This is a genomic window from Nitrospiria bacterium, assembly GCA_035498035.1.
Lineage (GTDB): Bacteria > Nitrospirota > Nitrospiria > JACQBZ01 > JACQBZ01 > JACQBZ01.
This window is the reverse complement of the sequence record DATKAN010000010.1, coordinates 1-13,880: the sequence shown is the minus strand read 5'-3', so window position 1 is coordinate 13,880 and position 13,880 is coordinate 1. Positions and strand designations below refer to the sequence as shown.

The window sequence follows — 13,880 nt, the reverse complement described above, 5'->3', positions numbered from 1 at the left end:
AAGAATTAATAACCGAGAAACCGTTTCAGCGCCACGGCGCTGTTGTGGGCTTCATCCCGCGCCGCGTAAACCAGGGTCACATCCCCTTCGTCGATCCTGCGCCGGAGGGGATCGAGCGCTTCCTTTTTCTTCCTCAGTTCGGCCTCGTAGCGTTTTCGGAAATCCTCCCACCGGACCGGATCATGGCCGAACCATTTTCTCAACCGGTCGCTGGGGGCGATCTCCTTCAGCCACAGATCGATTCCGGCCCTCTCCTTCGTCAGCCCCCGCGGCCAGAGCCTCTCGACGAGAACCCGGAACCCGTCTTCCTTGGAGGGTTTTTCATAGACCCGCTTGAGTCGTACCATGGCGGCGCGCCTCATCCCTATTCGGCTCCATGGCCGAATTTCCTTTGACACACGATCCCGGTTCTGTTATCTTGCCCAAGCAGGCCGTCAAAATCAAGTCATGATCTCGCAAGGGGCTCCGGGAGTTTTTCGCGTGCGGATTCGTAAACGATGGTTGCGGACCGGGTTTATATTGTTTATATTGATGACCGCGGTATTGTCTTTCCTTTCGGCAGGCGATTTCGTCCTGACCGCTGCGGAGACCGCGCAGGTCGATATCGTCATCCGGAACTATACCTTCGAATTTCAAGGCGGGGCGCTCCGGCCGAATCAGCCGGGAACCATCGTCCTAAAAAATCTGGACAAGGTCCAGCACGGCTTCACCTCTCCCTATCTCCGGGAACAGGACGTTCAGGTGGAAACGGCCGGCGGGACCGCTTACGGGCTGGGGATCAGCGGAGTCTACATCAACCCCGGGGAAACACTCCGGATTCACTTCACGCCGAACCGGCCGGGCAGTTTTCAATTCCGTTGCGACCTGCATCCGAACATGAAGGGTGAGCTGGTCCTCCTGTCCGTGCAGGGGGTAAAAGACTGACCTTCACTTCAGCCGGTCCTTGATCTTATCCAATCCCGCCTGGGCGCAGGTCTCGTCCTTCTCGCCGCCGGGGGCGCCGCCGACGCCGATGCCGCCGATCACCTCCTCGCCCGTCTTCACGGGCAGTCCCCCGGCCAGAATCAGAATTTTTTCATTCATATTTCGAAGCCCTTCATTGGCCGGGTTTCCGGCGACGATCTTGACGAGATCCCCGGTCGGCCGGCCGAGGCTCGCGGCCGTGTAGGCCTTGCGCCCGCTGCTGTCCGCCGTGTGGGGACCGGCGCCGTCGCCGCGCATCAGGACCCGCACCACCCCGTCGCCGTCGACGATCGCGACGCTGACGTGATAGCCCTGTTCCTCGCAGGCGGCCAGCGCCGCCTCGGCCGCCTCGGCTGCGAGCGCCAGCGGCAGGACTTTCTCGGTCCGGAGTCCCTGCGCCTTCACCGGATGCGGAAACCAACCGAGACCCAGCACGATCCCGGACAGGACGATCAAACGATAGCCGTCCATACCCCTCCTCCTTGCGGTTTGGGTTCGATGCGCATATCCGAATCAGTTGCCCCGGGCCCATGGAAGCGTACGGTTGGCAAACGCGGCCTGGCCCCGTATGAGGTGAAAAATGTAGGACCCCAGGCAGAATTTTCCAAAGACCAGGGCCGCGAGCGCCACGACCAATAATCCCTCCAGCACCCCGGCCGCGACAGGCCGTTCCCAAAGAATGGAGAGCCCGATGCCGAGCATGAAGGACGCCGCCATCCCCTGCGCGAAGCGCCTCGGCCCCGGAGCGGGCCTGAGTTTCGGGAGCCCCTTCGGTACGGCGATCAGACCGTTGTAGAGGGCGTCGAAGGGGTTGAGGGCCGGCAGGAGGACGTTCCACCACAGGACGGCCGAGAGAAGCAGGAACAGGGCCGGGGCCTGCAGGATCAATCCTAGCGCCACGATCACTCCGATGAGCCTCGGCTGGAACATCAATGCGGGATATTGCGTCTCACAGACGGCGGCGCTTGCGTCCTTGAACCCTTGTTGTTGGATGAAGTTAAGTTGAGCGTCGCGTGACATGACGACCTCCTATTCGAAAAATTCCTCGAGCCGTCCGCGGGCCTTTGCCTCGTCCTCGTCGGCCACGAGGATTTCCCTCGCGAAGGCGCCCAGGGCCGGGCCGGGGTAGAGGCTTGAGAACTGCTCGTTGAGAATCGAATATCGGATCCCGGCCTCCTCCAGAATGCCCCGGACCAGGGACCACTGGACATCATTCAGAACCAATTTTATGCGTTTCATAAAGGTCCATCGGCTCCGCGAAGCGGCGACGGCGCAGCCGCCGGCCTTCCTTATCGGGTCAGCTCCGCGGTCAGTGCGACGGCGGCCTGGATCTCGAGCGTTCCGGCCTCGATCGGCGTCGGCGCGGCCTCCATCGCGACCCCGGCGAAGGCGCGGTTGCGGGGAAAAGGCCTCGGTCCCTGTTCGATTTCTTCCACCTCCAGGATGCGTTTGACCTTGATGCCGAGCGCGGAGGCGATCGCGTCGGCTTTCGCCCGCGCCTCCCGTGAGGCCTGTTCGAGGGCCTTGAGCCGCATCGCGGCATCGTCCTTGATCCTGAATTGGAGTCCGCCGCTTATATTGGCCCCCGCCTTGTTCGCCCGGTCGATGACCTCCCCCACACGCTTGAGCTGGTCCGTCTTGACGCGGAGCATGTTCGTCGCGGTATAGCGGACGGCGCCGCTTTTTCCGTCCCTCGGAACGGGATAGACGGGGTTGAGCGAGTAGGCGACGGTCCGGATGTCCGCGTCGCGGCCGAGGAACTCGCGAAGCGCCTTGAGGACCGCGTCGGCCCGTTCCGCGTTTTTCTGGGCCGCGACCTGCGCGCTCGGGTCCTCCGTCTGCACCCCGATCTGGATCTCGGCCAGATCGGGCTCGGCCGTCAGCACCGCATCGCCCTGCGTGCGGATCACCGGAGCTCCGGGGGAATCCCCTTTGTCCTCTCCGAAGGCCGCGGTAATCCGCGGGCCTACAAGGAAAATCATGGCCAGTGCCGTGAGATATAATGAACGACGATTCATCGCGATCCTCCCTGCACGAAAACCTCAACCTTCGGGGATTCTAAATTCGGGATAACATATTACCATACGACAGACAGGAAGGAAAAGGGAAGGAAATCGTACGATGGTAGGGGCGCGGCGTTCCCTGCCCCTGCGCGCTTCAATAAAAGGGAGGGTTAAGATTTTTTCTGAATAAAATATTCCGGCGGGTAGACCGTGATGTTTGCGGGGGGGGCTGGGTGAAATGATGGGTCAAATTCCAAGCCATTCCCGGACATAAAAAAAGCGCCCGTCAGCCTAGAACTGGCGGGCGCTTTTTTAGCTCTAAACGTTTACTCAGCTATTCGCCTTCAATCTTTTCCGCCCCCACAGCCCAAGCCCGGCGAATCCGGAGCCAAGGAGAATCAGAGAGGTGGGCTCAGGAACCTGGTTGGTCGAACAGCCGCTTCCCCCACCCGAGGTAGTGGATCCATTTGATACAAAACCGGATCAATCGTCAAAGCGGATGTGGACGGCAAAATTGGCAAAGTTCGGGCTGCCATTGTCCGCAAAGCTTGTGACTAATTCTGCCCTTAATAGTGAAGCGCCCCTAAAATACCCATAATCCTCCATCCATCAGCAAGCGCGAAGGAGGGGAGTCCGGCAAAAAAAAGGTTTTAGACTATTCTTTACGTCCCGGAAATAAGATAACTGAGATAATTCGGAATCAAAAAACTCGGAACGGAGAAGCTCAAGTCCGCGCCATTTGACATCCAGGAGAGGTCTCACTATGATGGGTGAACAACAATAGAAAATCGCGATCCCGCTTTCATGTTCCATTGAATCAAAGGAAGGACCTCACGTGGCGACGTATCAGTTTATTTACACGATGAACAAGGTGACGAAGATCGTTCCTCCCAAGCGGAAGATCCTGGAAGATATTTCGCTTTCGTTCTATCCCGGCGCGAAGATCGGGGTGTTGGGACTCAATGGTTCCGGCAAATCGAGCCTGCTTCGGATCATGGCCGGGGTCGACCCCGATTTTTTAGGGGAGGCGAAACCGGCCAAGGGGGTGAAGATAGGCTTCCTGCCGCAGGAGCCCCGCCTGGATCCCGCCAAGGACGTGCGGGGCAACGTGGAAGAAGGGGTGGCCGGGACGAAGGCCTTGCTCGACGAATTCAACGCGGTCAGCGCCAAATTTTCCGAGCCGATGTCGGATGACGCGATGGCGGCCTTGCTCGAGAAGCAGGGCCAGCTCCAGGAAAGGATCGACGCGGTCAACGCCTGGGAGCTCGACCGGCAGTTGGAGATCGCCGCCGACGCCCTCCGGATTCCGCCCTGGGAGGCCGACGTGACGAAACTCTCCGGGGGTGAAAAGCGCCGGGTGGCGCTCTGCCGCCTGTTGTTATCGGCACCGGACATGCTCCTCCTGGACGAGCCGACCAATCACCTCGACGCCGAATCGGTCGCCTGGCTCGAGCGCTTCCTCAAGGAATTTCCGGGTACGGTAGTCGCCGTCACGCACGACCGGTATTTTCTCGACAACGTCGCCGGCTGGATCCTGGAGCTGGATCGCGGCAAGGGTATTCCCTGGGAAGGCAACTACTCCTCCTGGCTCGATCAGAAGACGCAGCGCCTTTCCCTGGAAGAAAAACAGGAGACCGCGAAGCGCCGTGCGCTCGAGCACGAGCTGGAGTGGGTGCGCACCGCGCCGAAGGGGCGGCACGCGAAGAGCAAGGCGCGCCTGAGCGCCTACGAAGCCCTGGCGTCGGAGGAGACGCAAAAAAGAAACGAGACGAAGGACATCGTCATTCCGCCGGGGCCGCGCCTCGGGGATCTGGTCATCGAGGCGGCCGATATCAAGAAAGGGTTCGGCGACCGCCTCCTGATCGACGGCCTTACCTTCAGCCTCCCGCGGGGCGGGATCGTCGGGATCATCGGGCCGAACGGCGCCGGGAAGACGACGCTCTTCAATATGATCGCCGGGATCGAGAAACCCGACGGCGGGACGCTTCGCATCGGCGAGACGGTGAAGATCGCCTACGTCAATCAATCGCGCGATACGCTCGACGACAAGAAGAATGTCTGGGAGGAGATCTCCGGCGGGAAGGACGTGATTCAGGTCGGAAAACGGGAGGTCCCGTCGCGGGCGTATGTCGGGGGCTTCAATTTCAAGAACACCGATCAACAGAAGCGGATCAAGGATCTCTCCGGCGGGGAGCGGAACCGGGTCCACCTGGCGAAGGTCCTCAAAAGCGGCGGCAACGTCCTGCTGCTCGACGAGCCGAGCAACGACCTCGATATCGAGACGCTCCGCGCGCTGGAGGAGGCCCTGCTCGATTTCGCCGGCTGCGCGCTGATCATCAGCCACGATCGCTGGTTCCTCGACCGGATCGCCACCCACATCCTGGCCTTCGAAGGGGAGAGCCGCGTGGTCTGGTTTGAGGGGAATTATCAGGACTACGAGGCCGATAAACACAAGCGTCTCGGCACGGACGCCGACCAGCCGCACCGGATCAAATACAAGAAGTTAACCCGTTGATCGAAGTGCCCCTGGCACTTCGGGTTGTACTGTCGGTGAGCGATCCGTGGACGATCCCCAGGAATCGACCCCAGCCTTGAAACGGATTCTTTTCCTTCTCATCCTAACCCTGGCCGTACTCCCGAACCTTCCATCGTTAGCGCGCGAGATCGGGTCCATTGAAACGGACGAGGCGGTCATCCGTTATGATGAGCCCCTGGGCGGCGTGGCACAGGAGACGGCGGCGTCCTACCCCGGGATCCTTCGGAATCTTGAGAGCCGATTGGGATGGACCCTGGGTTCCCGGCCGGAGATCATGATCGTCAAGGATCGGGAGGTTTTTGCGGAGATGGGGGCTGGGGGCTACGCGGTCGCCTTTGCCGTACCCCGACGGGGCTTGATCGTCATCGACAACGCCCGGGTGCGGATCGATCCCTTCAGCCTTGAGCCGATCCTGACACATGAGCTGGCCCATCTCATCCTTCACCGCCATATTCCGGAGGACGCACTTCCCCGGTGGCTGGACGAAGGGGTGGCCCAGTGGGTCAGCGGCGGAACGGCCGAGATCGCATTGATGGAGGGAACCGGCCCCCGGCTCAAACAGGCCGTTCTCTCCGGGCAATGGGTTCCCTTCAACTCCCTGGCCGGGCCCTTCCCGGCGGACGACCCGGCCCTGTCCCTGGCCTACGAGCAGAGCCGGAGCTTTGTGGAGTTTATCGTCCAGCGCTACGGAAGCGCCGGGCTGCTACGGATCCTGAACGGCTTGCGGGATGGAAAGCGGATCGAGGACGCCGTCGAGGGGGCGCTGGCGGTTTCCTTCGGGGAGCTTGAGGCCGCCTGGCGGGACCACCTCAAACAGGAGGTGACCTGGATCGTCTACGTGAGCAACCAGCTTCCGGCCATCCTGTTCTTCCTCGGGGCGGTCCTCACCGTTCTGGGATTCATCCGGTTCTTGGTCCGGAAACGGAAATACAAAGACGAGGTTTGGGAGGAGGATGAATGAACCTCAGGGTGAAATCCCGATTCCCTCGGCAGGCGCGGGGGAAGGGAGGGGTTCTTTAGGGATTTTATGAATCCAATTCCTATTTGAGAGGGATGTAAAACAGCTCGGCCTCTTTGATTCGGACCTTTCCGCCGCCTTCGATGACGAGATTGAGCTTGACGAGGTCGGGTTGCTGGCCGCGCTTTAGGTAGAAAGGGGTCTCATACGTAGCCCAGTCGTTTGTTCCTTTAACGGCGTGGTGAAATCCTTTGGAGAAGAACTCTCCGCGTCCCGGCAGCTGGCACCACATCTCAAGATAGGCCCGGCCCTGTACCTTCTCGGTCTTCAGTTTTGCGCGATAGATCACCCTGCACTGCTCGATGCCGGAGAGCGGAACCTCAAAGAGGCGAAACGTCTGGTTTCCGTTCGTTTCAAAAATCCAGCCATCTTGATACGCGGCCGAGGCTGTGGAGATGGGCTGATCCGATGCGCCGAAGGTCCGGATCGTACGGGACGGACCGGCCGGCTCCGGCGTCTTAAGCAGTGATTTCAGCCATTGAAACATGGTTCATTCCTCCTGCTGTTAGAAAAAGACTCGTTCCATCCGCGGTTAATCAAACAAACTCCGACCCTGTCGATGGATCCGAAAAGTCGGCCCCTTCGGGCCTCCTTACGGAAACATTAACCTTCATCCGTCGGCAGTCGTGGGGGAGGGGGGGCGGTGAGAAATACCTATTATGAACCCTCAAATTTAATTTCTCTCAACAAATTTAGCCATTCCTCACGTTTCTGAGAGGGTATGTTGGGGGTTTTGATTGTGTAGCGTATGAGGTGAATGCCATTTTCACCCCGCATCATTCGCGCAATCTCATGTTGATCTTCGTTAGTTGGATCGTTCTGTAATTTCCATTCGTAAATCAAATCTGTATCGCTTTTGCTTATCACATTCCACGTAATGTTGGGATGTTTTTCAGAAAAGTAAAGTTTCATCCGGTCCATCGTGCCTTCAAGGGTGTCGGTCTTTAAAGTTTGAAAAAATTCCCAGGTGACCAACTCGGTCCAATTTTCAACCGTTTCCCCCTGATGGACAAACTCTACAATGAATCCTCCCGTTCTGTTAGCCCGGTGCCCTTCTGTCCAAATTCGATTGTCAAAATGGATCTGGGGATATTCTGTTTTAGACATAAATTTGTTAAATGCAGCGTCAAAGAGCTTCTTTAGGACGGAAAGCGTTTCTTTCTCGGTCGGGTTTGGCTCTGGACCGAGATCGATCTGGGGATAGAGCCGCGCAACAGATATCCAGGCGGCGGATTGATAAATTGCAGACAACCCCTTTTTTCCGGGAGATTCATTGATGATGTCCATGCCTTTTTTGCGATCAAAGACGATCACAACAAGTTCAAAGGCCGTCCTTCCGGATTGGGCCTGGAATGGTGCAAAGACGCTGGCGACACCGGCGTCAGAATCGTTGGGATCGACCACCTTAAAACCGCGCTGTTTCATAATATCCGCTGATGTTTGGCGCATAACTTGACTATATTGGTTTGCCTTTTCCCTACCTTCTATGTTGCGCAGAATAGCGATATTGGCATCAAAACTTTTATATTGCTTCAGATTTGCACCTCTGATTGGTTTGGTTAGCACCACAGGGGTTCCAGACTTTCCCCCGTATTCCATCTGAGCCGATTCCTGAGGAGACAATAGTCTGATACTGTCGGAGAAAGGTAGCGTCGAGGATCTTCCTAATGTATTTTTCCCGGCAAAAGACGATTCAGAGGCACAACCGGCTATGGCTACGCAGGCTGGGATGGCTAATGTCAGCAAATGGAAGGTTACTTTAAAAAACTCGTTCACGGTTAATCCTCGGGTATTACAAACAATCAAGCGAAAATGTATTTAGACCAAAATGATGTTCATATCCCAATCCCTCGGCAGGCGCGGGGGAGGGGAGAGCAGTACCACAATATTTATTTCCTTCACTTTACGTCGTTATCTTGTGAGAGTTCGTTCAAAAGAGATCTCGCTGACTCTGCATCCAGGCCTTCTTGTTCTAAGGCCAAGAAACTTTTCAAAGCCCATACAGCATTCGGTTTGTCGTTCTTAAAATAGTAATTCCTTCCCAATAAGTAAAGCGCTTTGGGGTCTTTTGGCTGAATCTGCAATAGCTTGTTTAAAACTTTTATGCCCTCATCGTGTTTCATTTCGTTTGTATAGAGTATGCCCATATTCCTGTATGCTTCTATAATAAGGTCATTGAGCAAATCGTAATTCAACGCATTATTTGTATTCTCACCATATACAACTTTTTTGTACTCTTCAATAGCCTCGTCGGATCGGCCGAGCAATTCTAATTCTTTGCCCTTCGCATAACTTGCAAAAGCAACTCGGGAATAATTCTCAAGCCAATGGGCGCGGTCATCAATCTCTTTGCTCGCCTGTCTTATCCGTGCGGCCGATTCTTTTTGGCCGTCCTGGTCGTAAATTCCAGCAAGCATCTGATAGGCGGGTAGATAATCCTTTTTTACTTGTATCGCGCCCTGCAGTCGGGTGATGGCTTCCTGGTGCCGTCGCTCGTGTTCCAATTGGCGCGCTTCTTTAACAAGGACCCAGGCATGAAGCTCGTTTTTACTCTCTTCGGAAAACCGAGGCTTTCTGTTGAACCAGTTACTTTGTGTATTTTCTGAGGCACTCATAATGAAGTCACCCCTTGTGAAATCGTGTTGAAGGTGAAAGATGGCATGTGCAATTTCATGACTAATCACGGCGGAAGTGAAATAATCCTTGGCCGGGGTATAGTCTTTGACCGAATCCTGCGGCCGCGCATAAAGCCAAGGGAATGCACTTACAAGTATTCTAGACGTCTCAAAATCCGCCAACCCCGGAGTAAAGCTAACTCGAAAACTGTTCTCATTAAACACATCCCCCAAAGTATAGATATCGGCCCCGATCTCGTTGGTCAGGATCATGTCGGCGCCTTTCAAGTCTCGCAGCGCATTTTGCCAACCGGCCATGAGGGAGAATTTTATATGATCACTGCTTTGATCCTCATGAATTCTTACCTTTTCCCTAAATGCTTCAATATTAGCCGTTAAATATTTTTTGATCTCCATTATAAAAAAATCGATATCCAGCTTTTGAGCATTTTGAACATCTTTCAGAAAAAAACTTTGGCTCAGGCGTCCTTTTCTTTTGATGTCCTCAAAATAATCCTTTATATAGTTTAAGTCATATTGTCTCAGCCGTGATTCGATGAGAGAATCGATCTGTGCATTGAACTTCTGTGACTGGAACCAATCTCTTTGTCCCCATTGTTCACCCCTTAAAAAGGTCTCTAAGTGAACTTTTCCTGCGGGGACGAAATGGATTGATATATCATCAGCCTCTTTGAATATTTCCTCGACCTTCTCCAGCCAATTATTAATCTGGTAGTCTTCGACAAAAGGGAGGGCAGGGTCTACAACAACAAGGTAGCGAATCTCAATAACGGTGGAATGTTTCTTGGTTGCGCACCCCGCATAACCGATCCCCAACGTCAATAAAGTTATCAGAAGCAACAGCAACCCATTTCTATATCGACCTTCTGTCAAAAGAATTGATCCCTTCTAGTGGCGGGGCGGCGCGCCGTGGCCCTACGAAATCCGCTACCCCCGATCCCTCGGCCGGCGCGGAGGAGGGGAGTACCTACTTGTCTGAAATAGATTGGTTCAGAGTATATTTTGAGAAAGCTCTTCTCCCCCAGCGGCCCGGGACGTTTAATCGAGTGGGGAAACGGCCGCGCTGGGGGAGGTATATATAATGATGCAGGATTGTAACGCTATTGTGGAAAATCGTCAATGGTCGGTAGGGGCAACCGGATTCAATAATTAGTTTTTGAAGTAATACTTAATTCCGAACGTTGTCACCCAACCATCGAGGCTCAGGGGATTGGCCCCGGAGTTCAAACCCGCCAGATCCCCTTTATAGCTCACCTTGGCATTGGCCCAGACGTACCGCGCATCGATTGTGAAGGTCATGACGGGAGTGACCCGGATGTCAAGGCCAAGGTTTGCATGAATACCGGGCGTGCTTTGGAAATTGATGTCATGCGATAAATTGCCGCCGGTGATCGAGGTTGCCGTCGAACCGGGATCATACGATAAGAAATAATAACCGCCACCCCCTCCGATATAGGGGTCGATCATTCCCCCTTCTGTTCCGAGGTGGAGTCGTCCGGTTAGCAGAATCGGAACGATCGTCAAATTCCCTTTTACGGTTAGGACGTTCCCAACGAGCAGAATCGGCAAAATACCAAATCCCTCGATGAATTTTTGCGAGACTTCCGTTTCGATCCAATCCGCGCCTAGCTCAAGGCTCAAACGGCCTTGCCGAGCCTGGAGCCCGAATCCCAGAATGGAGTGGGAATCCAATGTCGGGTCTGAATCCGGATTCGAGAAATCGGACCAACCCGCATGGATCTCGGCTCCCAATTCTACGGGGGCCGATGCCCATGCAGGACTGCTGTTTATAAATATCAGGAGTGCGACGAGAACCAGCACAGGCATTGTGATTCTCTTCATACTGGGGACGGCCTAAATTATCCCAGTGGCCCGGGACGTTTAATCGAGTGGGGAAACGGCCGCGCTGGGGAAGGTGTGTATAATGACACGGGATTGTATCGGGATTTAAAGGAATGGTCAATGGTTCGTAGGGGCGCAGCATGCTGCGCCCGTACCATCGGTGATTCACGCCAGCACGAGCCCGATATCAAACGTTCCGGCGTATCCTGGCGGTTGTTGGGTCAACGGGAGAATCAATTCATCGCCGCCGTCTTGAAAGATGCCGTCCTGCTCGTTCCTCACCCGGCCTTTTCCTTTTGCGGCATAGGGCGGATGGGCATGAATCTGGTCCGTAAGGGCATCGTCGAAATAAATCTGCGACGTGAAGGCATAGCCCCGTCGGGACTCGGGTTTCGTGCGGATCTTAAAATGAATGTGGACGGCCCGGCCCGGGTACCAACCGGGATAGATCGTCAGAAAGCGGGCCCTCCCGTCGGCGTCGGTGATCTGATAGCCGCGCAGGAATTTCTTCCCCCGCGTGTCGAACGACCGGTCCCGAACGTCCCCGTAAACGCCGTTCGCGTCGCAGTGCCAGATATCCACCATGACGCCCGCGAGCGGCGTGCAGTCCTTGTCGCGGATTTCATGAACGCGAAGCGTCAGTTGGAGCGGAAGGCCTTCCTTCACCGAGTTGTCAGAAGGATCCGAACGGATGTCGCTTCGATTGAGCCGCTCGTCCACGAAATAGGGGCCCTCCGTCTGGTCCGGCCTCACGATGCAGGGAGGCAGCGCCGCCGCAGCCGGCTTCCGGGACAAAAGGCCCGTCAACCATCGCGGACTTGACGATCCGGGTCCACAACCCGTCAGCATGGCGGTGGCAACCCCCAGCAGGCCGAGCACCTCCCGTCGACTCAGATTACGAGGCATCGGAGACGATCTCCAATAATAAAAACCATCAACCCATTTGTCGGGGCGACCCGCTGTTGTTGCCCGGATCTCTCATATCGGGCCGCAGCGCGTTGCCGCCCATACATTATATATATAAACGCCGCGATCCGTTAAAAAAAGAACGAGAACCCCACCTTGAACCTTCGATCCGACTCCGCAAACCGCAGCAGGCTCTCGCCGTAGCCGTACCAGTACTGGGCGTATAAATAGAAATCGGTGTTGGGGATATTCTGATGAAACCCGAATTCGTAGCCCCCTTTATTCCAGTCATTGAGGATCCTGGTCGTAATATCGAGTTGATTCTTGGGCCAGAGAAGGTCCCGGAGATTTATCCTGACCTCGCCCCATCCGGCGTAATCTGTAAAACGTTCATTCCCCTTGCCGATGGACTCCAGATATTTGTCCTCGCTTCCCGTGTCGTAAGGGACCCATAGCTTGATCGAGAAAAGAAAGCGGTACCGGATCAGCGCGGGAGTCTCGGCCAGGGGCTTTCGAGGTTCAAGACCGAGGGAGGAGGCGACATAGGTCCGGTTCCAGCTGCGGGAATCGGGACCGTCCAAGCCGTTCGATTCGTGTTCGATCGGACCGACGGCGACGTCGTGGAGCTCAAGATTTCCCCGGATCGGCCGGTCGAAGGTGCGGGAGATGAAGATTTCGGGGTTGTAGTTGTTTTCCTCGAAGGGCATGGAAGGTTTTCCGATATTCCAGAACGATTTCTGGGTATAGGCGAAATAGAAATGATAGTCGGACCATTCGACCACCTGATATTTCGCGCTGATCTGGAATTTGACCTGCGCGTTATCGTTGGGCGGCAGCCCGTTGAGAATGAAATAATTCAGCTTGTGGGGGGTAAAGTACAACCCGGGCCTGGAATCCCCGGTTTCCTCCGAGCGGGCGGGTGACGCCGATACGAAGGCCAGGGTGAGGGCGGTCAGGAAGAAGAGGGTTATTCGACTGTCTGTCCGCGGCCGCACCGGAGGATTAGTCTCCGGGTAAGGGTCCGCGCGGGGAAAGGGACGCCGTCTCGCGATCCACCGCCCATCCCAAGGCGCCGGCGAAGAGAAAAACCACGCAGGCATAATAAACCCAGAGAAGAAAGAATAGCAGGCCGTTCAACGTGCCGTGCACAAGGGCGAAGTCCCGGGCCCTCGAGACATACCAGGCAAAGACCCATTTTGATATTTCAAACAGCCCCGCTCCCGCCAGCGAGGCGATGGAGAGCGCGTTGCGCCCGCAGGTCCGGGCCGGGCAGAATCGGTACAGCACGTAGAAGAGCACCGCCGTGAACAGAAAGCCGAGGACCTCGCTGAGCAGCATCCAGCCGGGTCTGAGGATGGCGCCGAGAAAGAAGATCCGGTCCGTCAATCCCCGGAGGGCCGACAGCAGCGACAGCACCGCGATGGTGAGACCGAAAAGGCCGGCGAAAAACACGGAGACCAAAAGATCGACCCCCTTCCCGATGAAAAAATTGCCCGGCCGCGTGACCGCCATGACGGCATTCAAGGCGGTGCGGGCCGACCCGAACATGGTCATGCTGAACATGATGAAGAGGAGGAACCCGATCAGTCCGGACTGGTTCCGGCTCGCGACGATCATCGTAAGATTCTCGGTGATGACCTGATGGGCCCCGGGCATCACCTGGGTCAGGAGGTTTTTGGCCACTTCAATCTGCTCCTTCCGGGCGAGGAGAAAACCCATGACCGAAAGGATCAGAAAAAGGAGCGGGACACAGTAAAGGAGCAGATCAAAGGCCAATCCGGAGGCCAGGAACGGTCCCTGAGCCGTCAGGAATTGGCGGACCGTTGCTCTCATAATCCGCCACGGAAGGCGAAAATCGAATCGGGTGATCATCGGTCTTTTCCACCGGGCCGGGACGTATGAAATCTGGAAAAGCGGCCGGATTTGGATAGGAATTATAATGCGGGATTGTACCGGGTTTTAAAAAATTGGTCAAC

15 protein-coding genes are annotated in these 13,880 nt (G+C 55.9%); 3 read left to right on the top strand and 12 right to left on the bottom strand.

What is annotated here, in order from left to right:
- Window positions 1-5 precede the first annotated feature (5 nt).
- On the bottom strand, window positions 6-347 hold the full coding sequence (locus tag VMN77_01235; GenBank protein HTN42403.1) for a DUF488 family protein: 342 nt from the start codon (window positions 345-347) through the stop codon (window positions 6-8).
- Window positions 348-480: 133 nt separating this feature from the next.
- On the opposite strand from VMN77_01235, the gene VMN77_01230 reads away from it, so the two are divergent.
- On the top strand, window positions 481-924 hold the full coding sequence (locus tag VMN77_01230; GenBank protein ID HTN42402.1) for a cupredoxin domain-containing protein: 444 nt from the start codon (window positions 481-483) through the stop codon (window positions 922-924).
- Window positions 925-927: 3 nt separating this feature from the next.
- Here VMN77_01230 and VMN77_01225 read toward each other — a convergent pair whose 3' ends face one another.
- The 4 genes from VMN77_01225 to VMN77_01210 are packed head-to-tail and all read right to left on the bottom strand — an operon-like array spanning window position 928 to window position 2,981.
- Complete coding sequence (locus VMN77_01225) at window positions 928-1,434, bottom strand: heme-binding protein (protein HTN42401.1); 507 nt, start codon at window positions 1,432-1,434, stop codon at window positions 928-930.
- 42 nt (window positions 1,435-1,476) lie between these two features.
- Window positions 1,477-1,983, bottom strand: a complete 507-nt coding sequence (locus VMN77_01220; protein ID HTN42400.1) for a DUF4395 family protein — start codon at window positions 1,981-1,983, stop codon at window positions 1,477-1,479.
- 9 nt (window positions 1,984-1,992) lie between these two features.
- Window positions 1,993-2,202: a DUF2007 domain-containing protein gene (locus VMN77_01215; protein ID HTN42399.1), complete on the bottom strand. Its 210-nt coding sequence runs from the start codon at window positions 2,200-2,202 to the stop codon at window positions 1,993-1,995.
- Window positions 2,203-2,252: 50 nt separating this feature from the next.
- Window positions 2,253-2,981, bottom strand: coding sequence for an SIMPL domain-containing protein (locus VMN77_01210; protein ID HTN42398.1), 729 nt, complete (start codon window positions 2,979-2,981; stop codon window positions 2,253-2,255).
- 820 nt (window positions 2,982-3,801) lie between these two features.
- Here VMN77_01210 and ettA point away from each other — a divergent pair.
- Window positions 3,802-5,481 carry an energy-dependent translational throttle protein EttA gene (ettA, locus tag VMN77_01205; GenBank protein ID HTN42397.1) on the top strand — a complete coding sequence of 560 codons (1,680 nt, stop codon included), beginning with the start codon at window positions 3,802-3,804 and terminating at the stop codon, window positions 5,479-5,481.
- A gap of 46 nt (window positions 5,482-5,527) precedes the next feature.
- Window positions 5,528-6,463, top strand: a complete 936-nt coding sequence (locus tag VMN77_01200) for a peptidase MA family metallohydrolase (protein ID HTN42396.1) — start codon at window positions 5,528-5,530, stop codon at window positions 6,461-6,463.
- A gap of 79 nt (window positions 6,464-6,542) precedes the next feature.
- On the opposite strand, the gene VMN77_01195 is transcribed toward VMN77_01200, so the two are convergent.
- The 7 genes from VMN77_01195 to VMN77_01165 all read right to left on the bottom strand — a co-directional run bounded on the left by VMN77_01195 (window position 6,543) and on the right by VMN77_01165 (window position 13,737).
- Complete coding sequence (locus VMN77_01195; GenBank protein ID HTN42395.1) at window positions 6,543-7,007, bottom strand: hypothetical protein; 465 nt, start codon at window positions 7,005-7,007, stop codon at window positions 6,543-6,545.
- Between the two features lie 170 nt (window positions 7,008-7,177).
- On the bottom strand, window positions 7,178-8,296 hold the full coding sequence (locus tag VMN77_01190) for a hypothetical protein (protein ID HTN42394.1): 1,119 nt from the start codon (window positions 8,294-8,296) through the stop codon (window positions 7,178-7,180).
- 122 nt (window positions 8,297-8,418) lie between these two features.
- Window positions 8,419-10,002 (bottom strand): hypothetical protein, encoded by a 1,584-nt coding sequence (locus VMN77_01185; GenBank protein ID HTN42393.1) that lies wholly within the window; start codon window positions 10,000-10,002, stop codon window positions 8,419-8,421.
- Window positions 10,003-10,305: 303 nt separating this feature from the next.
- Complete coding sequence (locus VMN77_01180) at window positions 10,306-10,983, bottom strand: OmpW family outer membrane protein (protein HTN42392.1); 678 nt, start codon at window positions 10,981-10,983, stop codon at window positions 10,306-10,308.
- A 180-nt stretch (window positions 10,984-11,163) separates the two neighbouring features.
- Window positions 11,164-11,904: an intradiol ring-cleavage dioxygenase gene (locus VMN77_01175; GenBank protein ID HTN42391.1), complete on the bottom strand. Its 741-nt coding sequence runs from the start codon at window positions 11,902-11,904 to the stop codon at window positions 11,164-11,166.
- Between the two features lie 131 nt (window positions 11,905-12,035).
- Window positions 12,036-12,899 carry a phospholipase A gene (locus VMN77_01170; protein ID HTN42390.1) on the bottom strand — a complete coding sequence of 288 codons (864 nt, stop codon included), beginning with the start codon at window positions 12,897-12,899 and terminating at the stop codon, window positions 12,036-12,038.
- A gap of 7 nt (window positions 12,900-12,906) precedes the next feature.
- Complete coding sequence (locus VMN77_01165; GenBank protein ID HTN42389.1) at window positions 12,907-13,737, bottom strand: YihY/virulence factor BrkB family protein; 831 nt, start codon at window positions 13,735-13,737, stop codon at window positions 12,907-12,909.
- Window positions 13,738-13,880 lie beyond the last annotated feature (143 nt).